Source organism: Janthinobacterium sp. CG_23.3, assembly GCF_046115965.1.
Lineage (GTDB): Bacteria > Pseudomonadota > Gammaproteobacteria > Burkholderiales > Burkholderiaceae_D > Janthinobacterium.
The window spans coordinates 19,349-42,700 of the sequence record NZ_JBJXIB010000017.1; the positions used below are offsets into that span (position 1 = coordinate 19,349).

Genomic DNA, 23,352 nt, shown 5'->3' on the forward strand with positions numbered 1-23,352 from the left:
CAGTTAGCCTGTCGCCAACGTTGTCGGGTTACGCCGTCCCGGCTCACCCGACCTACGACATCGCGCTAACTTAAATATCGAGGGGGTCCACTTCCAGCGACCATTTGACGCGGCTTTTCATGTCGCGCAGCGCCGCCAGCCATTCTTTCAGGAACGCTTGCAACGCCGGCCGCGAGGCGGACTCCACCAGCAACTGCGCGCGGTCGACGTTGTAGACCCGCGTCATGCTCATCGGTATCGGATCGTTGATCGTAATGGCCGGGTGCGCGACGCAGCCCTGCGCCAGCTTCAAAAACGCGATCGCGGTGTCCAGCTCGGGCGCCTCGGCCCGCAGCAGCGCCTGGAACAGATAAGGCGGCAGCGCCGCCTGGGCGCGCTCCTCCAGCAGCGACGTGGCGAAATGGTCGTAGTCGTGGTTGACCACGGCGTCGTACAGCGGATGGCGCGCGTAGCGGGTCTGGATCAGCACCTCGCTCACGCTGCCGCCCTCGGTCTGCGCGGCGCGCCCGGCCCGGCCCGCCACCTGCATCAATTGCGCGAACAGCCGCTCGCTGGCGCGGTAGTCCTGCGAAAACAGCGCCGTGTCCGGGTTCAAGATGCCGACCAGCGTCAGCTTCTTAAAGTCATGCCCCTTGGCCACCATCTGCGTGCCGATCAGAATGTCGACCTCGCCCCGGTGCACCGTATCGAAGGCTTCCTGCGCGCTGCCCTTCTTGCGCGTCGAGTCGGCGTCGATGCGCAGGATGCGCGCCTCGGGGAACAGCAACTGCAAGCCCTCCTCGACGCGCTGGGTGCCGCGCCCCAGCGGTTGCAGGTCGACGTTGCCGCAGGTGGGGCAATGGCGCGGAATGCGCAGCTCCAGGCTGCAATGGTGGCAGCGCAGGCGGTGCTCCGGCTTGTGCAACACCATGAATGAGGTGCAGCGCGTGCAATTGCTGATCCAGCCGCACGATTCGCAGCAAATCACCGGCGAATAACCGCGCCGGTTGAGGAACAGCAAGGACTGCTCGCCGCGCTCCATGCGCAGCTTCAACGCCGCCACCAGGTGCGAGGTCAGGCCGTCCTTGGGGCGGTCGCGCTCCATGTCGAGCAATTTAACCCGCGGCAACACCGCGTTCTTGACGGCGCGCTCGCGCAGCTCCAGCTTGCGGTAGCGGCCCGACTGGGCGTGGTGCCAGCTTTCCAGCGACGGCGTGGCCGAGCCCAGCACGATTGGAATGCCGAGTTGCCAGGCGCGCCACACGGCCAGGTCGCGCGCCGAGTAGCGCAAGCCCTCCTGCTGTTTGTAGGACGGGTCGTGTTCCTCGTCGATAACGATCAGCTTCAGGTTCGGCAGCGACGCCAGGATCGCCAAGCGCGTGCCGAGGACGATGCGGGCCTTGCCCTGGTGCGCGGCCAACCAGTGCAGCATGCGCTCGCCCTCCGACAGGCTGCTGTGCAAGGTCGCCAGCATCACGCCGGGGAAGCGGGCGCGGATATTGCCCTCCAGCTGGGGCGTCAAATTGATTTCCGGCACCAGAATCAGGATCTGCGCGTCGGCCTCGCGCGCCAGCACCTGGGCGCAGGCTTGCAGATACACCTCGGTCTTGCCGCTGCCGGTGACGCCGTACAGCAAGGTCGGCTGGAAACCGCTGGCGCCGCCGATGGCGTCGGCCGCCAACTGCTGCGCCCCGTTCAAGCGCGGCATGTCGAGCGGCGTGCCGTCGTGCTCGCTGGTGTCCTTGGCCAGCTTCTTGATGGCGCGGTCGAGCGCGACGGTGGTCAAGACGCGCAAATTCTTCGGCAGGCCCGGCAACGCCACCTCGCCCAAGGGGCGCTGATAATAATCGGCGGCAAAGCCGGCCAGCGCCAGCCATTGCGGCGACAGCGGCGACAACTGCGAGCGCACCGCCAGCGCGTCCTTCAGCTTCGCCTCCGCCACCTCGGTGGCGCCGGACACCCCGACGATCAGACCCATCACCTCGCGCCGGCCGAACGGCACCAGCGCCAGTTGCCCCACCTGCGGCCACGCGTCCGCCTCGCACGGCCAGCGATAGTCGAAACAAGCGTTTAGCGGGGTGTCGAGCGCGATTTTAAGAATGCACTGCGCCATCTATGCTACCAATCTGAAAAAGGGCGCGGCAAAGCGCGCGCCGGGGCTGCTTGAATTATCCATGCAGCTTATCCGCCGCGCGGGCGGGCTGGACCAGCGCAGCCATCATACTGCGACTGCTGGTAAAACACCCGCGAACACCCGGCTCGGGCGGCCGGCGGCGCCGCGATTGTAGCAGCAAGGAAATGAAGGTTTTCCTGTTCCGCGTCAACCCCACCACGCCGGCGCGGGCACCGCCGCCGCCGGCCCGACGGACGCGCCGCGGCGCCGCCCGGCAGCGTTGGCGCCTGTGGATAACTTTGTGGACAAAGCGAAATTGACGCAAGGAAACCATCGTTTGATAACTCAGCTAGAGACGCCGCGGGCCCGAATTGACGAAAAATAAGCGAATAAAATCAACTACTTACAAATCACCTCGTAGGAGACAAGCAATGTCGTGATTTTTCTTGCTCTCTGTGCATAAGTGAGGTATTAGCGGCCATTTTCATACCGGAATCGCATCGATAATGACGCCCGGCAACGCCGGACCGGCGCACGCGCGGCCCCCAGTTATCCACAGAAAGCTTGCGCTCGCGCAAATCAGCGGGCACGACGGCAAAATTGCCACAAAAATATACTTTAGCGCCGCGAGCTCGCGTCGAACCTGCGCTTTTCAGCTAAGTCGCGGTAAACAAAGTACTTTTCATTTTTATCCACACGATCTGTTGATAACTTTGTGGACAATGAAGTTGTTATCTCCCCGGCATGGGGAACAACCTTGCCGAATACCAAAATAAGAGGCCAAACCGGGCAAATTAAACGCTTATAAATCAAGGACTTGGCGCTACGCGCCGGGCGTGTGATTTTGACTGCCTGTTATTTCCGCAGTAAAAAAAATTGTGCATAAGTCGGTTTTTCTGTATCGCCGCGGAAGGAAAAAAGGGCACGTTTCACAGCGAAACGTGCCCTTTTTCCGGCGCCGGGCGGCGCCGTCCGGCGACATCAGGCGGCGCGCATGGCCCGGCTCTGGCTGTGCACCGCTTCGACCATCGCCGCGACCGACTCCGGCGGCGTGAACTGGGAAATGCCGTGGCCCAGGTTGAACACGTGGCCGTTGCCCTGCGCCGGCGCGCCGAAGGCGGTCAACACCTTCGCCACCTCGGCGCGGATCTGCTCCGGGCTGGCGAACAGGATGGCCGGGTCCAGATTCCCCTGCAAGCCAACCTTGTGGCCGACCAGGGCGCGCGCGCGCGCCAGGTTGACGGTCCAGTCCAGGCCGACCGCGTCGGCGCCGATATCGGCGATCTGCTCGATCCACTGGCCGCCGCCCTTGGTGAAGACGATGGCGGGGATTTTCACGCCGTCCTTGTCGCGCTTCAACTGGGCCATCACCTGCTGCATATAGCTGAGCGAGAACTCTTGGTAGGCGCCGTCGGCCAGCGCGCCGCCCCAGGAGTCGAAAATCATTACGGCCTGGGCGCCGGCGTCGATCTGGGCGTTCAAATACTGCGCCACCGCGGTCGCGTTGGTCTGCAAAATGTGGTGCATCAGATCGGGGCGGTTGTACAGCATCTTCTTGATGGTGTGGAACTCCTTCGAACCGCCGCCCTCCACCATATAGCAAGCCAGCGTCCACGGGCTGCCGGAAAAACCGATCAGCGGCACCCGCCCGTTGAGCTCGCTGCGAATCTGCGTGACCGCGTTGAACACATAATCAAGCGAGCCCAGATCGGGGGCGCGCAAGGCCATCACATCCTGCTCGGTGCGTAGCGGACGCTCGAACTTCGGCCCCTCGCCATCGACGAAATACAGGCCCAGGCCCATCGCGTCGGGCACCGTCAAAATGTCCGAGAACAGAATCGCCGCGTCGAGCGGAAAACGGTCGAGCGGCTGCAGCGTCACCTCGGTGGCGTAATCGGGATTCTTCGCCAGGCCCAGGAAAGAGCCGGCGCGCTCGCGCGTGGCGCGGTATTCCGGCAAATAGCGCCCGGCTTGCCGCATCAACCACACGGGCGTGTATTCGGTAGGCTGGCGCAGCAAAGCGCGCAAGAAAGTATCATTCTGAAGCGGAGCGAATTGTGGCATGGAAGGCGATCAATAGCTTGGAGAAAGACGCTATTATCGCACCCAATCGCCACGGATTCATCATCCGAAATGCCTACGCCCAACAGCCGCGCCAACACAACAACCCTTGGGGTCGGGTCTCAACATGGCGGCTTACTTGCCCATCGAACACAAGAACCTTGCCGAGCGCGAACAAAACCGTCAAATCGAGACCGACCCCGGGGTTGTTGCGTGCCGCCCGGGAGTTGCTTATAAGTTTGTCTGGATGATTCGCCACGCTTTCATTATGATTAACGCCCCGCCGCCTTCGCGCGCCACGCTGTTTTTTCCTTTTTCGGGAGTTCGTATGACGTCTGCCTCTTCCAGCATTACCGCCCCTTTCGGCGTGTGGCCTTCGCCGATCAGCGCCGCGCTGGTGGCCGCCGGCGCGGCGCCGTTGTCGCAGTTGGCGCTGGGCGGGGCCGACGGCGGCGATATTTTCTGGCTGGCCGGCCGCGCCACCGAGGCCGGCCGCAATACGCTGCTGCGCCAGCGCTGCGCCAGCGTCGACGAGTTGACGCCGGCGCCGTGGAATGTGCGCAGCCGCGTTCACGAGTACGGCGGCGGCGCCTACGCGGTGGACGGCGCTACCGTGTATTTCTCGCATTTCGCCGATAACCGCGTGTATGTCCAGCGCGACGGCGCCGATCCGCTTGCGCTGACCCGAGCCGGCACCCAGCGCCACGCCGATTTCGTCGTCGACCGGCAGCGCCAGCGCTTGATCGGCGTGCGCGAGCTGCACCCGGCCGAGGGCCACGCCCATCCAGTCAATTCGATTTGCGCGATCGCCGCGGACGGCGCCGAAACCGTGCTGGCCCAGGGCCACGATTTCTTCGCCGCGCCGCGCCTGTCGCCGGACGGTGGTTTTCTAGCCTGGTTGAGCTGGGACCATCCGCGCATGCCGTGGCAGGGCACCGAGTTGTGGCTGGCCGAGGTCGGCGCCGACGGCGCGCTGTCGACGCCGCGCTTGATCGCCGGCGGCGCGCGCGAATCGGTGTGCCAGCCGGAATGGTCGCCCGACGGCTTGCTGCATTTCGTCTCCGACAGCAGCGGCTGGTGGAATCTGTACCGCTTGCGCGGCGCCGACGTCGAGGCGCTGTGCCCGATGCAGGCCGAGTTCGCCTGCCCGCACTGGACCTTCGGCGTCGCCATGTACGGTTTCCGCTCGGCCGGCGAGATCGTCTGCACGTATATCGAGAACGGCGTCAGCCGCCTGGGGCGCCTGCGGGCCGGCGGCGCCAAGCTGGAAACGATAGCCAATCCCTACCAGGAGATCCGCGAGCTGCGCGTCGGCCCCGGCTTCGTCGCCCTGCTGGGCGGCGGCCCGACCATTCCGCTGGAGCTGGCGCGCATCGACTTCGCCAACGGCGAGCTGGAGGTGCTGGCCCGCTCGATCGCCGAGCCGCCCGCCGGCGCCTACCTGTCGGTGCCCGAGAGCGTGGTCTATCCGAGCAGCGGCGGGCGCCAGGCGCACGCCTTCTTCTACCCGCCGCGCAACGACGACTATGCCGGCGGGCCGGGCACCAAGCCGCCGCTGATCGTCATCATCCACGGCGGCCCGACCAGTATGGCGAGCAACACGCTGAAGCTGGCGACGCAGTTTTGGACCAGCCGCGGCTTCGGCGTGCTCGACGTCAACTACGGCGGCAGCAGCGGCTTCGGCCGCGCCTACCGCGACGCCCTGCAGGGCGAATGGGGCGTCGTCGACGTCGACGACTGCGTCGCCGGCGCGCGCTACCTGGTCGAACGCGGCCTGGTCGACCCGGAGCGCCTGATCATCCGCGGCGGCAGCGCCGGCGGCTACACCACCCTGTGCGCGCTGACCTTCCACGACGTGTTCAAGGCCGGCGCCAGCTATTACGGCGTGTCCGACCTGAAGGGGCTGGACCAGGATTCGCACAAGTTCGAGTCGCATTACAATGCGTACCTGATCGCGCCGGCGCCGCGGGCCGAGGCGCTGTACCTGGAGCGCTCGCCGATCCACCATACCGACCGCCTGAAGCGGCCGATGATTTTCTTCCAGGGCCTGGACGACAAGGTGGTGCCGCCGCAGCAGTCGGTGTTGATGGTCGAGGCGCTCAAGGCGCGCGGCGTGCCGGTCGCCTACGTCGAGATCGAGGGCGAGGGCCACGGCTTCCGCAAGGCCGAGAACATCGTGCGCACGCTGGAGGCGGAGTTGTATTTCTACCTGCGCGTGTTCGGCCTGGACGCGCCCGGCGCCGCCGCCGCGGTGCGGATCCACAACCTGCCCTGACGCCCAATCCGACGCGACCACATTGAAGCACAACAGATGGAACCTGCATGATCGACCAGCAACTGCTTACCGAATTTAACGCCCTCGAGGAACACGAAAAAATGATCATGGCGCTGTTGGCCATCGTCGGCGAACCGATCGGCAAGCACGCGCTGTGCGAGCACCTGCAGCGCGCCAACATTAACGAGCCCGACGGCACCCACTTCCGCCTGGCCGTGGTGCTGGTGGCGCTGCAGCGGCTGGTGCGCCTGGCGATGCTCAGCGAGGCGGTGGGGCGCGGCTTCAGCATCGACTCGACGCTGCGCTGGCCGGCCATCCGCGCGGCGATCGAAGCCTGCCGCTTGCGCGACCTGTGCGACGCCGTCGAAACCATCAGCCCGGTGCGCCGCAGCTGGGACCATTTCGTCGAGCTGCGCAGCTACCGCCAGGGCGTGGCGCGCCTGCGCATCGCCCTGCTGCGCGGCGACGCCCCGCAACAGGTGGCGCCTATCCTCAACGCCTGCCTGGCCTGCTACGAGGCCGGCCAGTTGCATCCGCTGATCGATATCTGCGCCCGGCCGTTCGAGCCGGAGATGATGGCGCGCATCCATCCCCAGTTGCAGGACGAGATACTGGCCATCTTGGTCAACCACAGCCAGCGCGAGCCGGAGACGGCGCCGACGCTGGCGCTGTTCTGCGTCCAGCACCTGCAACGCCGGCTGGAAGCCGGCGAGCCGCCGGCGGCGGCGCTGTGCATGGCGTTGGCCGAGCACGCCATCGTCTGCGGCGCACTCGAACAGGCCGACGCCCTGCTGCGCAGCGCCCAGGGCGCCCTGGCGCAGTTCCTGCGCTGCGCCGCCGCGCAATTGCGCGGCGACCAGGACGGCGCGCTGGCCGGCTACGACGCGGCGCTCAAGCTGCTGCGGCGCGAAAGCGGCAAGCGCAAACTATGCTTCCCCGGCATGGGCGGCCATTTATACGTGCTGGCCCTGCTTCGCAGCAACGACCCGAAGTTGCTGAAGCAAGCCGAAACCTACCTCGACTTGGCCCTGCGCGCCCAGCACAACCACGACAGCACCGTCTACCAGCAACTCAGCATGCTGCGGCAGATCCGCGCCGGCACCTTGCAAGCCGACGCGCTCCCCTCGCGCAACTGGGAAACCCAGTTGCAGGCGCAAATGTTCCAGGCCCTGCTGTACTACTGGCTGGCGCTGCCGCAACTGGAAGAACGCAAGCCGCAGTTGCAGCAACTGGTGCGCCAGGCCAACGCCGGCGGCTTCTATTTCATCGCCGCGCAGGCCGCCGGTCTGTTGGGCCGGATGGGCGACGCCGAGCTGGACGACTATGCGGCGATGCTGCGCAAGCGCCACGGCTTCGTCGACCTGGCGCCGTGGTTCGAGCGGCAGGAAGCCTGGCAGCGCCAGCTCAGCGCGCTGATCAACCTGCAGCCGCAGGGCGGCGCCGGCGCGCCGGCCCAGGTCGACGGCAAGAGTTCGCGGCTGGTCTGGCTGATCGGTTTCAACGAGCGCGACGGCGTCTCCGAGATCGAGCCGCGCGAGCAGAAGCGCGACGCCCGCGGCGCCTGGAGCAAGGGCCGCGCGATGGGCTTGAAACGCCTGTACGACGAGGCCGCGACGATCGACTTCCTGGCGCCGCAGGACGTGCGCGTGGCCGCCTCGATCGGCCCGTTCGCGCAATACTACTCGTCGTCGCCGCGCTATGAAGTCGAGCGCGAAAAGGCGCTGGTGGCGCTGGTCGGCCACCCGCTGGTGTTCCGCCTGGACGCGCCCGAGACCCGCCTGGACTTGCTGGCCGGCGCGCCGGAACTGCTGATCAAGGCCAACGGCGGCGAGCTGTGGATCACGCTGCAGCCGCCGCTGCCCGAGCACGGCGCCGGCATCGTCGTCACCAAGGAAACCCCGACCCGCCTGCGCGTCATCCACATCCTCGACGAGCACCGGCGCATCGGCGCCATCGTCGGCGCCGGCCTGGCCGTGCCGCTGCACGCCGAACAGCAGGTGTTGCAGGCGATCGGCGCGCTTTCCTCGCTGGTCACGGTGCAGTCCGACATCGTCGGCGGCGCCGACAACGTCGAGCAAATCGCCGCCGACGCCCGCCTGCACGTGCATCTGCTACCCTACCAGCAGGGTCTGAAAATGCAAATCCTGGTGCGCCCGCTCAGCGACGGCGGCGCCTACTACGCGCCCGGCAGCGGCGCCGAGAGCGTCTTCGCCGACGTCGCCGGCCGGCCGGTGCAGGCGCGCCGCGAGCTGAACGGCGAGCGCGAGGCGCGGCGCCAGCTGGTCGACAAGTGCCGCGCGCTGGAGGCGGCCGACGAGGAGCACGGCGAATGGCTGCTGGGCCAGCCCGCCATGTGCCTGCAACTGCTGGTCGAGCTGCAGGAGCTGGACCCGGAAACGCTGGTGCTGGCGTGGCCGGAGGGCGAATCGTTCCGCGTCAGCAAGCGCGTCGAGAGCCAGCAACTGCGCCTGGCGATCAAGGGGGAGAAGGACTGGTTCGCCGCCAGCGGCGAGTTGCAGATCGACGAGGGCAAGGTGCTGGACCTGCGCGCCCTGCTCGAATTGATACAAAACGGCAAAAGCCGCTTCGTCGCACTGGGCGAAAACCAGTTCCTCGCCCTCAGCGACGAGCTGCACCGGCGCCTGTCCGAGCTGGCCGCCTACGGCCAGGCGCACGGCGACGGCGTGCGCGTGCATCCGCTGGCCTCGTTCGCGCTGGAGGAGCTGGCCAACGACGCCGGCGGCGTCAAGGCCGACAAGCTGTGGAAGGAGCACATGGCGCGGCTGCGCGACCAGGCCGGCTACGTGCCGCAACTGCCGAGCACGCTGCAAGCCGAGCTGCGCGACTACCAGCTGGCCGGCTTCGAATGGCTGGCGCGGCTAGCCAACTGGGGCGTGGGCGCCTGCCTGGCCGACGACATGGGCCTGGGCAAGACGCTGCAGGCGCTGGCGCTGATCCTGGCGCGCGCGCCGCACGGCCCGACCTTGGTGGTGGCGCCGACCTCGGTGTGCATGAACTGGCTCAGCGAGGCGGCGCGCTTCGCCCCGACCCTGAACCTGGCACTGTTCGGCGCCGGCGACCGCAAGGAAACCCTGAGCGGCGCCGGCGCCTTCGACCTGGTGGTGACCAGCTACGGCCTGCTGCAACAGGAGGCGCAACTGTTCGCCGACGTCAAATGGCACACCGTCGTGCTCGACGAGGCGCAGGCGATCAAGAACGGCGCCACCAAACGCTCCCAGGCGGTGATGGCGCTGCAAGCGGACTTCCGCATGGTGGCCACCGGAACGCCGCTGGAAAACCACCTGGGCGAGCTGTGGAATTTGTTCCGCTTCATCAATCCCGGCCTGCTCGGCACCCTCGACCAGTTCAACCTGCGCTTCGCCGGCCCGATCGAGCGGGCCGCCGAGCCCGGCGCCCGGCTGCGCCTGCGCCGCCTGATCCAACCTTTCATCCTGCGCCGCACCAAGTCGCAGGTGCTGTCGGAGCTGCCGCCGCGCACCGAGATTGTGATGCAGGTCGAATTGTCGGCGCAGGAAACGGCGCTGTACGAATCGCTGCGCCGCGCCGCCCTGGAAAAGCTGGCGATGGTCGAGGAGCCGGCGGCGAAAAAGGCGATCCAAATCCTGGCCGAAATCATGAAACTGCGGCGCGCCTGCTGCAACCCGCACCTGGTGGCGCCGGAACTCGGGCTGGCCAGCAGCAAGCTGGCGGCGTTCGCGCAACTGCTTTCGGGGCTGCTGGAAAACCGCCACAAGGTGCTGGTGTTCAGCCAGTTCGTCGACCACCTGAGCCTGATCCGCCAACACCTCGACCAGCACGGCGTGCGCTACCAGTACCTGGACGGTTCGACCCCTATGCTGGAGCGCAAGGTGCGGGTCGACGCCTTTCAGGCGGGCGACGGCGACGTCTTCCTGATCAGCCTGAAGGCCGGCGGCATGGGCATCAACCTGACCGCGGCCGACTACGTGATCCATATGGACCCGTGGTGGAACCCGGCGGTCGAGGACCAGGCCTCGGACCGGGCCCACCGCATGGGCCAGTTGCGCCCGGTGACGATTTACCGGCTGGTGGCCAAGCACACCATCGAGGAAAGCATCGTCAACCTGCACAAGCACAAGCGCGACCTGGCCGACAGCCTGCTCGAGGGCAGCGACGCGGTTGCGCGCATGTCGGCCGGCGACATGCTGGGCATGCTACAAGAAGGCTTGCGGCAATAGCCCGCGCACCGGCCGGCCGCGGCGGTGTTGGGCCGGCGCGGCGATCCGTGGCATTATCCGCGCACCACCAGACAAGGAAACTTATGGAAGACAGCAACGAATCCACCATCGGCCACTCGGCCACTCTACTGTGCGGCAAGTCCTGGACCGCCTACATCGGCATCACCATCGTCGCGCTGCTGCTGTTCTTCGGCCTGCTGCCGCTGGCGTTCAACTTCAACCAGATGGCGGCGGCCGGCGTGCTGGCCGTGTCGGCGCTGCTGGTCGGCTACCGCGTGCTGCTGATCCGCAGCTACCAGCTCTACTACGACGACGTCGGCGTTTGGCTCAGCTCGGGCATCCTGCCTTGGAGCAAGGGCGTCGCCGGCGTCAAATGGCGCGACATGGACGAAGCCAGCTACGTGCCGAACTTCCTCAGCTGGCTGTGCAAGTCCTACACCATCCGCATCGGCCACCGCTTCACCAAGTCCAGCGAAATCGTCCTCACCGGCATGGCCCGCGGCAAGGACGCCGTCGCCACCCTGAACGGCCACCACCAGGAACTGATACGCCGCGGCGCCATCGCCTGAGGGCCGGCTTGTAAAGCGCGTGTAACAGCGCGATGCAACAACGCCGATTGATGATAATCTGGCGGCCTCGTCGAGGGGCGCTGCGTTCGGACAGGCCACCTCGTCGCCCAGCTTGCTAAATATTCAAGAGACTACGATGATCAAAACCAAAATCGCGCTGGCCGCCATGCTGATGGCGTTTGCGCTGACCCCGGCCGGCGCCGTCCAAAAAACGCAGAAACACGCCAAGGCCACGTCCTCCAGCGCGGCGCCGAAGAAAGCCGCCGCGTCCAAGGGCGCCAAGCCGTCCAAGGGTAGCCAGCCGTCGAAGCTCGCCAAGGCGGCGCCGGCGGCCGCCGCCGTTGCCGCGGTGGCGGCGCCGGTGGCGGCCAGCACCGAACGGCGCCAGGACCGCGCGCTCGACACCCTGAGCGGCCAATTCCTGACGGCGCTGTGGCGCATCGACCCGGAAAGCGCGATCGCCGCCGGCAAGTACGACAACGCCGCCCAACTGAGCATTCCCGACCAGGCCGGCCGCGCCAAACAACTGGCCTTTATCGCCGACTGGCAAACCCGCTTCGCCAAGATCGACGCGCGCCAGTTGTCCGACAAGCAGCGCACCGACCTGGCCCTGCTCAACAACAAGCTGAACTCGGACCGCTGGTATCTGACCACCTTGCGCGAATATGAATGGAACCCGGCCTATTACAACGTCGCCGGCGCGCTCGACTTCATCCTCAACACCGAATACGCGGCCCAGCCGCAGCGCCTGCGCACCCTGCTCAAGCGCATCGCCGGCGTGCCGCAATATTACGCGGCGGCGCGCGAGAGCATCGCCAACCCGACCCGCGAGCATACCCAGCTGGCAATCGCCCAAAGCGCCGGCGTGCTGACCGTGCTGGCCGACGTCGAGCGCGCGGCGCTGGCCTCGATCCTGACGCCGGCCGAGAAGCAGCTCTACAGCCAACGCGTCGGCGCCGCCCGCGCCGCGGTGAGCGGCTACACCGCCTGGTTGGGCGAACTCGACAAGACGCTGGCGCCGAACGGCGGGCGCTCGTTCCGCCTCGGGCGCGACTTGTACGAGCAAAAATTCGGCTACGACATCCAGTCCGCCAGCAGCGCCGAGCAAACCTACTTCAAGGCCCTGGCCGCGCGCGAGCAACTGCTGGTCAATATGGACAAGCTGTCCGACGAGCTGTGGAGCAAGACCATGGGCGAGGCGGCCAAGCCGGCCGACCGCACCAGCAAAATCGGCCTGGTAATCGACAAGCTGTCGAACCAGCACGTGGCGCGCGCCGATTTCTTCCCCGAAATCCGCCGCCAGATCCCGCTGCTGCAGGACTGGGTCAGCAAAAACAACCTGCTGACGATGGACCCGAAAAAACCGCTGGTGGTGCGCGAAACGCCGCTGTACCAGCGCGGCGTGGCCGGCGCCAGCATCGAGGCGCCCGGCCCGTACCGGCCGCAGGACAAGACCTACTACAACGTCACCCCGCTCGACAGCGAAACGCCGGAGCAGGCGGAAAGCAATCTGCGCGAATACAACCACTGGATTTTGCAGATCCTCAACATCCACGAAGCCATTCCCGGCCACTACACGCAACTGGTGTACGCCAACAAGTCGCCGTCTATCGTCAAATCGATCTTTGGCAACGGCGCCATGATCGAAGGCTGGGCCGTCTACGGCGAACGGATGATGCTGGAATCGGGCTACGGCGACAACGCGCCGGAAATGTGGCTGATGTATTCGAAGTGGAACCTGCGCAGCGTCACCAACACCATCCTCGACTACAGCGTGCACGTGCTCGGCATGCGCCGGGAGGAAGCGCTCGACCTGCTGACCCGGCAGGCGTTCCAGACGCCGCGCGAGGCGGCGGAAAAATGGCGCCGCGTGCAACTGACCTCGGTGCAACTGACCAGCTACTTCAGCGGCTACAGCGAAATCATGGAATTGCGCGAACAGCGCAAGCAGGCGCTGGGCGGCAAATTCGTGCTGAAGGACTTCCACGAGCAATTCCTCAGCTACGGCAGCGCGCCGGTGCGCGTCATCAAAGACTTGATGCAATAGTTAAGGTGTCGTAGGTCGGATGCACGGGCCGCCGGGGCGGACGCGTCATCCGACCATGTTGGCCGGCGCGCAACGCGCCGCGCCGGGCCAACGTTGTCGGGTTACGCCCTCGCGGGCTGACCCGACCTACGCAATGCGCTGCATCGTTTGCGGCCGCGCAAGGCCGGGGGCCGCACCACAGCGCCATTTCCGGGCGGGCTTATACAATGTGCAATAATGCCCAATGGCACCGAAATTCGGTCCTGCACCCGCCCCGCGGGTGCCATTCCTTACACTGGAGAACCATGAAACCGCAATTTCAACGTCCGACCGCCGCCTTTGTCGGCGCATCCTGGATAGCGCTGCTGATCGGCGCGCTGACCTATCTGACCGGCTTATGGAACAGCGCGATGCCGCTCAACGAGCAGGGCTATTACTTCACGATTTTGATGTACGGCCTGTTCTCGGCGGTCTCGCTGCAGAAATCGGTGCGCGACCGCCTCGAAGGCATCCACGTCACCAGTATCTATTTCGGCCTATGCTGGATCTCGCTGCTGTTGTCGCTGCTGCTGCTGGGTGTCGGCCTGGGCAACGCCACCTTGGCCTTGAGCGAAAAAGGTTTCTTCGCGATGTCATTCACGCTGAGCCTGTTTGCGGCGGTGGCGGTGCAAAAGAACGTGCGCGACATCTCCGGCAGCGAATCGAGCGAGAACCGCGACGGTATCAAGGACGACGTGGCGTAAGGGCGTTAAGTTGGCGCGTCGTAGGTCGGATGCGCGGGCCGCCGGGGCGCGACGCGATGCTCCAGCAAACCACGGGCAAGGCCGCGACGCCCGGCGGTTCAGCCCAGTTCTTCGGGCGCCTGGGTGGCTCTGACGAAGACCGGCGCCACCAGCAGGCCTAGTTCGAACAGCAGGCACATCGGGATGGCCAGCGAGAATTGGCTAACGATGTCCGGCGGCGTGACGATGGCGGCGATGACGAAGGCGCCGACGATGACATAGGGCCGCACTTCCTTGAGCTTGGCCACGCTGACCAGGCCCATGCGCACCAGGACCACCACCACCACCGGCACCTCGAAGGTGGCGCCGAAGGCCAGGCACATCGACATGACGAAGTCCAGGTAATTTTCAATGTCCGGCGTGACCGCGATCGAGGTCGGCGAAAATTCGCTGATGAATTTGAAGACCCGGCCGAACACCAGGAAATAGCAGAACGCCACGCCCGCCAGGAACAGCAGCGACGACGAGATCACCAGCGGCGCGATCAGGCGCTTTTCGTGGGCGTACAAGCCCGGCGCGATGAAGGCCCACAACTGGTACAGCACCCACGGCAGCGCGACGATCAGGGAAATCATCAGCGTCACCTTCATCGGCACCAGGAACGGCGAGACGATGCCGGTGGCGATCAGTTTCGAGCCGGCCGGCAGCGAGGCGATCATCGGCGCGGCGATGAAGTCGTAGATCTGCCGCGGGCCGGGCCAGTACATCAGCACGGCGCACACCAGCGCAATGCCGATCGAGGCCTTGACCAGACGGTCGCGCAATTCGATCAGGTGGGATACAAAGGTCTCTTCAACCGCGGGTTTGCTTGTCATTTAGTAAAACGATCCCTGGGATTTTCCGCCGGGGCGGAACTTGGCGACCCGCGCCGCGCCCGACAGCACGTGCATCTTGCCGCCGTTGCGTTGTTTGTACCAGGCCGGCACGGCCGAGCTGCGCAGCAGTTTCTTGCGGCGGAACTCGCGCGCCTTGCGCGCCAGGTCGTCGGTGCTGGCGACCGGCAGCGGCACGTCGTCGCGCCACGCGTGCTCGACGTCGGACAGCTTGTGCGATATCGAGTTTTCGACGTCGTCCTTGATCGAATGGGCCGCGTCCCGCACTTCCTTCTGCAGGCTCTTCAGCTCGTCGAGTTCGATCTCGCGGCTGACCTCGGCCTTGACGCTGTTCAGGTAGCGCTGGGCGCGGCCGTACAGCGAGCCCGCCATGCGCGCCACCTTGGGCAGCTTTTCGGGACCGATGACGATCAGCGCGACGACGCCGATGATGGCGAGTTTGGAGAGACCGAGATCGATCATAGGGTATCAAAGTCCAATACCGGCGGGACGCACAAGCCGCCCCGTACCGGTGCTCAGAGCTTGCTTTTCTCTTTCGCGTCGACGTCGATCGTGCTTTTCTCGGCGGCGACCTGGGACGGCGCGGCGCTTTGCGCCGGCTTCTCGTCCTCGCCCTTGATGCCGTCCTTAAAGCCCTTGACGGCCTTGCCGATGTCGCCGCCCATGTTGCCGATCTTCTTGGTGCCGAACACCAGCATCACCACCACCAGCACGATCAGCCAGTGCCAAATACTCAATGAACCCATTCTCTTCTCCTTGCCGGACGGTATGCGCCCGAAATCGTCGAACCACCAGCGCACAGTATAAGCGATGCGCGCATGTCATGTGCCTGTCACACTGGGGGCCGCGGCGCTCGCGTCAAGCCTGGCGCCCGCCGCGACGCCGGACTCAGTGCTGGCCGCGCCACGGCCGCGGGCCGCCGTACAGATGCAGGTGCAGATGGTACACCTCTTGGCCGCCGTCGGGACCGCTATTAATGAGGGTCTTGTATCCGCCGTTCGGCGTACCGTCGGCGTCGTACGAGACGGCGCAGCCGAATTCCAGCGCCAGCTTCGGCGCCAGGCTGAGCATTTTACCCAGCACCAGCGTGTGGCTGTCGTCGCACTCGGACAGGGTCGCCACGTGGCGCTTCGGAATCACCAGCAGGTGCACCGGCGCGGCCGGGTTGATGTCCTTGAAGGCCAGCAGGTCGTCGTCTTCGTAGACCACGCTGGCGGGAATTTGTTTGGCGGCGATTTTACAGAAAATGCAGTTGTCCACGGCGGCTCCGGCTTAGTGTTTGTTCGATTCGTCGGCGTCGCGCAGCTCGTCCTTGCGCGCCGCTTTTTCCTCGATGCCCGAGATGCCCTCGCGCCGCGCCAGCTCGTCGAGCACTTGCTGCGGCGTCAGGTTGAACTGCGCCAGCATCACCAGCGAGTGGAACCACAGGTCGGCGCACTCGTAGAGCACCTTGGCGCTGTCGTTGTCGCGGCGCGCGTCCTTGGCCGCCATGACGGTCTCGGTCGCCTCTTCGCCGATTTTCTTCAGGATCGCGTCGTCGCCCTTGGCGAACAGGCGCGCCACGTACGAGGTGTCGGGGTCGCCGCCGTTGATCAGTTTGCGCGACTCGATGATTTCGGCCAGGCGGTTCAGTGTTTCGCTCATTTTGTCTTTGCCGTGTCGGGGTAAATCGTTGCGGGGTCTTGCAGCACCGGCTCGGCCACCTGCCATTCGCCGGTTTTCTCGTCGCCGTCGAACTTCTGGAAGAAGCAGGAGTGGCGCCCGGTGTGGCAGGCGATGCCGCCGGTTTGTTCAATCTTCAGCAGCACCACGTCTTCGTCGCAGTCGAGGCGGATCTCCAGCACCTTCTGGGTGTGGCCCGATTCCTCGCCCTTGTGCCACAATTTCTTGCGCGAACGGCTCCAGTACACCGCCTCGCCCAGCTCGACGGTGCGCGCCAGCGCGTCGCGGTTCATCCAGGCGAACATCAGCACGTCGTTGCTGCCGGCCTCCTGGGCGATCACCGGCACCAGGCCGTTCTCGTCCCACTTGACCTTCTTGAGCCATTTGGCATTGCTTGCGCTTGTCGTTGGGTTCTGCATCTGTGTTCCTGTTCTTGTTGCAATCGACCGCAGGCTTACGCCAGGCGCATTGGTATGCCCTGTTGCGCCATGAAACGCTTGGCCTCCTGCACCGTGTGCTGGCCGTAATGGAAAATGCTGGCCGCCAGCACGGCGTCCGCCTTGCCTATCTTGATCCCATCAGCCAGGTCTTGCAAGCCGCCCACGCCGCCGGAGGCGATGACGGGGATGCCGACGGCGTCGGAGACGCCGCGCGTCAAGCCCAGGTCGAAGCCGATCTTGGTGCCGTCGCGGTCCATGCTGGTGAGCAGGATTTCGCCGGCGCCCATCCGTTCCATCGTCTTCGCCCACTCGAAGGCGTCCAGGCCGGTGGCGGTGCGGCCGCCGTGGGTGAACACTTCCCACTTGCCGGGCGACACTTGCTTGGCGTCGATGGCGACGACGATGCATTGCGAACCGTGTTTTTGCGAGGCGTCGAACACCAGTTGCGGATTCGTCACCGCCGAGGTGTTGATGCTGACCTTGTCGGCGCCGGCGTTGAGCAGGCGCCGCACGTCTTCGACCACGCGCACGCCGCCGCCGACGGTGAGCGGAATGAAGACTTGCGAGGCGACCGCCTCGATGATGTCGAAAATCAAGCCGCGGTTGTCGCTCGACGCCGTGATGTCGAGGAAGGTGATCTCGTCGGCGCCCTGCTCGTCGTAGCGGCGCGCGATCTCGACCGGGTCGCCGGCGTCGCGCAATTCGGTGAAGTTGACGCCTTTGACGACGCGGCCGTTGGTCACGTCGAGGCAGGGGATAATTCGTTTAGCAAGCATGATGGAACCAATATAAAGCCGGGGCGCGCTGGCCCCGGATAAGCCGCCGCCCGCCGCCGCCCGCCGCCGCGCCCGCTTGGGGCGGCGCGGCGGGCGCGTGGGCGGCCGCTGTTAGGCGGCGTCGCTCAGTTCGTCGGCGCGCAGTTGCGCCGACGCCAGGTCGATCGTGCCCTCGTAGATCGAGCGGCCGCAGATGACGCCCTCGATGCCTTCGGCTTGCACCGCGCACAGCGCTTCGACGTCGCCCAGGTTGTGCAGGCCGCCGGAGGCGATGACCGGGATCTTCACCGCTTGCGCCAGCTTGACGGTGGCCTCGATGTTGATGCCGCCCATCATGCCGTCGCGGCCGATGTCAGTGTAGATGATGGATTCGACGCCGTAGGCCTCGAACTTTTTCGCCAGGTCGATCACCTCGTGGCCCGACATCTTGCTCCAGCCGTCGGTGGCGACCTTGCCGTCCTTGGCGTCGAGGCCGACGATGATGTGGCCCGGGAAGGCGCTGCAGGCGTCGTGCAGGAAGCCCGGGCTTTTCACCGCGGCCGTGCCGATGATGATGTAGCTGATGCCGGCGTCGAGGTAGCGCTCGATGGTGTCGAGGTCGCGAATGCCGCCGCCCAGTTGCACCGGAATCTCATCGACGCCGTTTTCGACGGCGAACTCCTGCACCGCCTTCAGGATCGCCTTGACGGCGCCCTCGTTCTTCGGCTTGCCGGCGAAGGCGCCGTTCAAGTCGACCAGGTGCAAACGCCGCGCGCCTTGCCGCAGCCAATGACGCGCCATGTCGGCGGGGTTGTCGGAGAAAACGGTGGCGAGTTCCATATCGCCTTGTTGCAGGCGTACACAGTGACCGTCTTTCAGGTCGATGGCAGGAATAAGCAGCATGGTCAGGTTTGATTTATGAGTGGAAAGGGGAAGAAACGGCAAACACCGGCGCCCGGGTTACGGTTGCCAGTGGACGAAGTTCTTGTAGAGCTGCAAACCCGCGGCAGCGCTTTTTTCAGGGTGGAACTGGGTGGCGAAGATATTATCACGCGCCACGGCGCAGCTGAACGGCGCGCCGTACACGGTCTGGCCGACCGTGTGCGCGGCCACTTCCGGCTGGGCGAAATAGCTGTGCACGAAGTAAAAATACGCGTCGTCCGGAATGCCCGCCCACAAAGGATGAGACGCCGTTTGCCGAACTTGGTTCCAGCCCATCTGCGGCACCTTGAAGCGCGAGCCGTCCTGCTGCACCTGGCCGTCGAGCTGGAAACGCACGACCTTGCCGGGCAGCAAGCCCAGGCCGGCGGCGTCGCCCTCCTCGCTGGCGTCGAACAGCATCTGCTCGCCGATGCACACGCCCATCAGCGGCTTGCTGGCGGCGCCGCGCAGCAGCGCTTCCAGCACGCCCGATTCGCGCAGGCTGCGCATGCAGTCGGGCATCGCGCCCTGGCCGGGCAAGACGATCCGGTCGGCGCTGTCGATATCGGCAACGCCGCCGGAAATGATCACGTCGGCGTCCGGCGCGACCGCGCGCAGGGCCTGCGCCACCGAGCGCAGGTTGCCCATGCCGTAGTCAACCACAACAATTTTATTCATAGTGCCAATCAAAACTAAAGACAATCCGGAAGGGCGCGCCCCTCCGGCGCGGTTAAAGGCTGCCCTTGGTCGACGGAATCGTGCCGGCGGCGCGTTCGTCGAGTTCGGCGGCCATGCGCAGCGCCCGGCCGAAGGCCTTGAACACCGTTTCGCACTGGTGGTGGGCGTTGCTGCCGCGCAGGTTGTCGATATGCAAACTCACCAGCGCATGGTTGACGAAGCCGCGGAAGAACTCCAGCGTCAGGTCGACGTCGAAGCCGCCGATCATCGCGCGGGTGAACGGGATGTGGTACTCGATGCCCGGGCGGCCGGAGAAGTCCAGCACCACGCGCGAGAGCGCCTCGTCGAGCGGCACGTAGGCGTGGCCGTAGCGGCGGATGCCCTTCTTGTCGCCGATGGCCTTGGCCACCGCCATGCCGAGCGTGATGCCGACGTCTTCCACCGTGTGGTGGTTGTCGATGTGCACGTCGCCGGTCGCTTCGATGTCGAGGTCGATCAAGCCGTGGCGGGCGATCTGGTCGAGCATGTGGTCGAGGAAGGGCACGCCGGTGTTGAGCTTTTGCAAGCCCGTGCCGTCGAGGTTGATGGCGACGCGGATTTGCGTCTCGTTGGTCGTGCGCGTGATTTCAGCGGTGCGGTTCATGGGGAGGCTCTGGCGATTGGCTATGCGAGCGATGCCGTTATGGCATCGAGAAATACGGAATTTTCTTCCGGGGTGCTGACGGTGACGCGGACGCAATTGGCCAGCACAGCATGCATTTTACCCATATTTTTGACTAATACCTTGTGGGCGTGCAGTTTTGCGCACACTTCTGCCGAATCGGGCACCCGGATCAGGAGGAAATTCGCCGCCGACGGGAACACTTCGACGCCCGGCAGCGCCGCCAGCCGCGCGCTCAAGTCGCTGCGCGCGGCGCGCAGCGCGGCCGCCTGTTGGTTCAGCACGTCGATGTGGTCGAGCGCGAACTCGGCCGCGGTCTGCGTCAGCACGTTGACGTTGTACGGCGGACGCACCTTGTCGAACTGCTCCAGCAGTTCGGGCGCGGCCGACATGTAGCCGAGGCGGATGCCGGCCAGGCCCAGCTTGGACAGCGTGCGCATCACCACCAGGTTGGGGAACCGCGGCAGGCGGCCCATGAAGCTGTGCTGGGCGAACGGCTCGTAGGCTTCGTCGACGACGACGATGCCGTGCTCGCCCATGGCCTCGATCAGCGCGACCATGTCGTCGGCGTCGTACAGGTTGCCGGTCGGGTTGTTCGGGTAGGCCAGGAACAGCAGCGCCGGCTGGTGCTCGGCGATGGCCGCCAGCATGGCGGCGCGGTCGAGCGTGAAGTCGGCCCGCAGCGGCACGCCGACGAAGTCCATGCCGGCGAACTGGGCCGAGCGGGAGAACATGACGAAGGCCGGCACCGGCGCCATCAGCACGGCGCGGCGGTCCTGGCGCGCGGTGGCCATCGCCATGATCGAGATCAGCTCGTCGGAGCCGTTGCCGAGCAAGACGTCGTAACCGGCCGGCACGCCCAGGTGCCGGCAAATCTTCGCCTTCACCGTCGCGTAGTCGGCCACCGGGTAGCGGTTCAGCATGGCCGTGGCCAGGCGCTGGCCCAGCTCGGCGCGCAGATGCTCGGGCAGCAGGTACGGGTTTTCCATCGCGTCGAGTTTGATGTAACCGCTCGCGTCAGGCACGTGGTACACGCCGATCTCGCGGACGTCGGCGCGAATCGTGTTGCTGATGAGGTTTTCGATGAAAGACATGCTGCAAACGCTCCTAAAGTGAGACTTCTTCGGATATGGAATTCTTGGCTGGCTTGGCGGCGGCTTTCTTGGCGCGGGGCGTGGCGACCTTTTTGGCGACTTTGGCCACTTTCGCGGCCGGCTTGGCCGCGGCCTTGGCGGCGCGCTTGACCGGTTTTTTCTTCTCCGGCTCGGCCTGGTCCAGCGCCAGCAGGCGGGCGTTGATGATGTCGCAGTAGTCCTGGTTCAGCTCGAAGCCGACGAACTGGCGCCCGCAGCGCTTGGCCGCCAGCGCGGTGGTGCCGCTGCCCATGAACAGGTCGAGCACCACGCCGTCCGGCGGGCAGGAAGCCTTGACCATGCGCTCGATGATTTCGAGCGGCTTCTGGGTCGGGTGGTCGGCCCGCTCCGGGTGTTCCTTGTGCAGCCGCGAGACGCTCCACAGGTCCTTGGGGTTGTAGCCCACTTCGAGCCACTTGGCGCCGACGAAAATCGAGCGCGAGCGGGCCTTCTTGGTGGCGGCGTCGTAGGCGATGCGCACCGAGTCCAGGTCGAAGTAGTAGTCCTTGCGGTTGACGAAAAAGCCGATGGTGTCGTGCACCGACGAAAAGCTGCGCACGCTGCCGCCCATCGACGGCACCCGGCGGTCCCAGATGATTTCGTTCATCATCGTCATGCGCTGCTTCAGCATGACGAAGATCTCCGGCGAAAAACGCCAGGTCAGGAAGATGTACAGGCTGCCGTTCGGCTTCAGCTTGGGCAGCGCGGCGCTAATCCACCGCTCGGTCCAGCGCAGGTAGTCGGCCACCGTCTGCTGGTCCGAGGCGTTGCCGTAGTCCTTGCCCAGGTTGTAGGGCGGATCGGTGAGGATCAAGTCGATGGACGCGTCCGGGATGCGCGCCAGCCCGGCCAGCGCGTCCTCGCAGAACACCTGGTTGATCCAAGCCGTACCGTCGCTCATGGCGCCGGTGGCGTTGGCGTCAAGCGCAATTCGGCGCTGCGGGCGTGCGCCTGCAAGCCTTCGCCGTAGGCCAGTTCGGCCGCGACCTTGCCCAGCGTTTGCGCGCCGGCTTCGCTGACATAAATGATCGACGAGCGCTTCTGGAAGTCGTACACGCCCAGCGGCGACGAAAAGCGCGCGGTGCGCGAGGTCGGCAGCACGTGGTTCGGGCCGCAGCAATAGTCGCCCAGCGACTCGGACGAGAAGCGCCCCAGGAACATCGCGCCGGCGTGGCGGATCTGGTCGGCGTACTGCTGCGGCTCTTCGGCGGAAATCTCCAGGTGCTCGGCGGCGATGGCGTTGGCGATGGCGCAGGCCTCGGCCATGTCGCGCACCTTGATCAGGGCGCCGCGGTCGCCCAGCGAGGTGCGGATGGTCTCTTGCCGCGGCATCGTCGGCAGCAGCTTGTGGATGCTGGCCTCGACCCGGGCGATGTAGTCGGCGTCCGGGCACAGCAAGATCGCCTGCGCCAGTTCGTCGTGCTCGGCCTGCGAGAACAGGTCCATCGCCACCCAGTCCGGGTCGGTAGTGCCGTCGCAGATGATGAGGATCTCGGACGGGCCGGCGATCATGTCGATGCCGACGATGCCGAACACGCGGCGCTTGGCGGCGGCGACGTAGGCGTTGCCGGGGCCGACGATCTTGTCGACCGCGGCGATGGTCGCGGTGCCGTGCGCCAGCGCGCCGACCGCCTGCGCGCCGCCGATGGTGATGACGCGGGTGACGCCGGCGATCGCCGCCGCCGCCAGCACCATCTGGTTCTTCACGCCGTCCGGGGTCGGCACCACCATGATGATTTCGGCGACGCCGGCGACCTGCGCCGGAATCGCGTTCATCAGCACCGACGACGGATACGCCGCCTTGCCGCCCGGGACGTAGATGCCGACCCGGTCCAGCGGCGTGATCTTCTGGCCCAGCACCGTGCCGTCCGGCTCGGTGTAGCTGAAGCCCTGCAGCTCCCGCTTCTGGCGTTCGTGGAAGGCGCGCACGCGCACGGCGGCCGTTTGCAGCGCCTCGCGCTGGGCCGCCGGCAGCGCCGTCAGCGCGGCCTGCAACTCTTCCTGCGAAACGTCGAAGGCGGCCATGCCGGCGGCGCCGCCGTTCGGGATGCGGTCGAAGCGGTTGGTGTATTCCAGCACGGCGGCGTCGCCGCGCGCCTTGACGTCGGCCAAGATGGCGGCCACCGCGGTTTCAATCGCCGCGTCGGTGCCGGCTTCGAACGCAAGCAGCGCGTCCAGTGATTGTTTGAAATCGTCTTGGGTTGAATCGAGCTTGCGTATCGTAATCGACATAATGGGTTCCAGCGG

General features: G+C 65.7%; 20 protein-coding genes. 5 read left to right on the forward strand and 15 right to left on the reverse strand.

What is annotated here, in order from left to right; translation table 11 throughout:
- Positions 1–70: 70 nt before the first annotated feature.
- Positions 71–2,092 (reverse strand): primosomal protein N', encoded by a 2,022-nt coding sequence (locus ACFDR9_RS06795; RefSeq protein WP_409030511.1) that lies wholly within the window; start codon positions 2,090–2,092, stop codon positions 71–73.
- 981 nt (positions 2,093–3,073) lie between these two features.
- Positions 3,074–4,156 (reverse strand): uroporphyrinogen decarboxylase, encoded by a 1,083-nt coding sequence (gene hemE / locus ACFDR9_RS06800; RefSeq protein ID WP_409030512.1) that lies wholly within the window; start codon positions 4,154–4,156, stop codon positions 3,074–3,076.
- A gap of 325 nt (positions 4,157–4,481) precedes the next feature.
- Here hemE and ACFDR9_RS06805 point away from each other — a divergent pair, with 325 nt between their 5' ends.
- The 5 genes from ACFDR9_RS06805 (at position 4,482) to yiaA (ending at position 13,983) form a co-directional block, all read left to right on the forward strand.
- Positions 4,482–6,428, forward strand: coding sequence for a S9 family peptidase (locus ACFDR9_RS06805; RefSeq protein ID WP_409030513.1), 1,947 nt, complete (start codon positions 4,482–4,484; stop codon positions 6,426–6,428).
- A gap of 47 nt (positions 6,429–6,475) precedes the next feature.
- Positions 6,476–10,645 (forward strand): DEAD/DEAH box helicase, encoded by a 4,170-nt coding sequence (locus ACFDR9_RS06810; protein ID WP_409030514.1) that lies wholly within the window; start codon positions 6,476–6,478, stop codon positions 10,643–10,645.
- A gap of 83 nt (positions 10,646–10,728) precedes the next feature.
- Entirely contained in the window at positions 10,729–11,214 is a 486-nt protein-coding gene (locus ACFDR9_RS06815) for a hypothetical protein (protein ID WP_409030515.1), read from the forward strand.
- Positions 11,215–11,350: 136 nt separating this feature from the next.
- A complete protein-coding gene (locus tag ACFDR9_RS06820) occupies positions 11,351–13,261 on the forward strand; it encodes a DUF885 domain-containing protein (protein ID WP_409030516.1) in 1,911 nt (636 codons plus the stop codon).
- Positions 13,262–13,545: 284 nt separating this feature from the next.
- Positions 13,546–13,983, forward strand: a complete 438-nt coding sequence (gene yiaA / locus ACFDR9_RS06825; RefSeq protein WP_409030517.1) for an inner membrane protein YiaA — start codon at positions 13,546–13,548, stop codon at positions 13,981–13,983.
- Between the two features lie 98 nt (positions 13,984–14,081).
- On the opposite strand, the gene tatC is transcribed toward yiaA, so the two are convergent.
- The 13 genes from tatC to hisD form a co-directional block, all read right to left on the reverse strand.
- Positions 14,082–14,837 carry a twin-arginine translocase subunit TatC gene (gene tatC, locus ACFDR9_RS06830; RefSeq protein WP_409030518.1) on the reverse strand — a complete coding sequence of 252 codons (756 nt, stop codon included), beginning with the start codon at positions 14,835–14,837 and terminating at the stop codon, positions 14,082–14,084.
- Positions 14,838–15,317, reverse strand: a complete 480-nt coding sequence (tatB, locus tag ACFDR9_RS06835; RefSeq protein WP_017878338.1) for a Sec-independent protein translocase protein TatB — start codon at positions 15,315–15,317, stop codon at positions 14,838–14,840. It abuts the gene before it with no gap.
- 53 nt (positions 15,318–15,370) lie between these two features.
- Positions 15,371–15,601 (reverse strand): Sec-independent protein translocase subunit TatA, encoded by a 231-nt coding sequence (tatA, locus tag ACFDR9_RS06840; RefSeq protein ID WP_017878337.1) that lies wholly within the window; start codon positions 15,599–15,601, stop codon positions 15,371–15,373.
- Positions 15,602–15,743: 142 nt separating this feature from the next.
- Positions 15,744–16,115 (reverse strand): histidine triad nucleotide-binding protein, encoded by a 372-nt coding sequence (locus ACFDR9_RS06845; RefSeq protein WP_017878336.1) that lies wholly within the window; start codon positions 16,113–16,115, stop codon positions 15,744–15,746.
- A 12-nt stretch (positions 16,116–16,127) separates the two neighbouring features.
- The gene (locus ACFDR9_RS06850) at positions 16,128–16,499 is read right to left on the reverse strand and encodes a phosphoribosyl-ATP diphosphatase (protein ID WP_017878335.1); all 372 of its coding nucleotides are present in this window, start codon (positions 16,497–16,499) and stop codon (positions 16,128–16,130) included.
- Positions 16,496–16,936: a phosphoribosyl-AMP cyclohydrolase gene (hisI, locus tag ACFDR9_RS06855; RefSeq protein WP_409030519.1), complete on the reverse strand. Its 441-nt coding sequence runs from the start codon at positions 16,934–16,936 to the stop codon at positions 16,496–16,498. The genes ACFDR9_RS06850 and hisI overlap by 4 nt, the downstream gene beginning before the upstream one ends.
- A 35-nt stretch (positions 16,937–16,971) precedes the next feature.
- Complete coding sequence (hisF, locus tag ACFDR9_RS06860; RefSeq protein WP_409030520.1) at positions 16,972–17,733, reverse strand: imidazole glycerol phosphate synthase subunit HisF; 762 nt, start codon at positions 17,731–17,733, stop codon at positions 16,972–16,974.
- Between the two features lie 111 nt (positions 17,734–17,844).
- Positions 17,845–18,615 carry a 1-(5-phosphoribosyl)-5-[(5-phosphoribosylamino)methylideneamino]imidazole-4-carboxamide isomerase gene (gene hisA, locus ACFDR9_RS06865; RefSeq protein ID WP_017878332.1) on the reverse strand — a complete coding sequence of 257 codons (771 nt, stop codon included), beginning with the start codon at positions 18,613–18,615 and terminating at the stop codon, positions 17,845–17,847.
- 57 nt (positions 18,616–18,672) lie between these two features.
- Positions 18,673–19,311 carry an imidazole glycerol phosphate synthase subunit HisH gene (gene hisH / locus ACFDR9_RS06870; protein ID WP_409030521.1) on the reverse strand — a complete coding sequence of 213 codons (639 nt, stop codon included), beginning with the start codon at positions 19,309–19,311 and terminating at the stop codon, positions 18,673–18,675.
- A gap of 52 nt (positions 19,312–19,363) precedes the next feature.
- Positions 19,364–19,954, reverse strand: coding sequence for an imidazoleglycerol-phosphate dehydratase HisB (gene hisB / locus ACFDR9_RS06875; RefSeq protein WP_017878330.1), 591 nt, complete (start codon positions 19,952–19,954; stop codon positions 19,364–19,366).
- Between the two features lie 20 nt (positions 19,955–19,974).
- Complete coding sequence (gene hisC, locus ACFDR9_RS06880; protein WP_409030522.1) at positions 19,975–21,066, reverse strand: histidinol-phosphate transaminase; 1,092 nt, start codon at positions 21,064–21,066, stop codon at positions 19,975–19,977.
- Positions 21,067–21,079: 13 nt separating this feature from the next.
- Complete coding sequence (locus ACFDR9_RS06885; protein ID WP_409030523.1) at positions 21,080–22,006, reverse strand: DNA-methyltransferase; 927 nt, start codon at positions 22,004–22,006, stop codon at positions 21,080–21,082.
- Positions 22,003–23,337, reverse strand: a complete 1,335-nt coding sequence (gene hisD, locus ACFDR9_RS06890) for a histidinol dehydrogenase (protein ID WP_409030524.1) — start codon at positions 23,335–23,337, stop codon at positions 22,003–22,005. Before hisD ends, ACFDR9_RS06885 begins: the two co-directional genes overlap by 4 nt.
- Between the last annotated feature and the right edge of the window lie 15 nt (positions 23,338–23,352).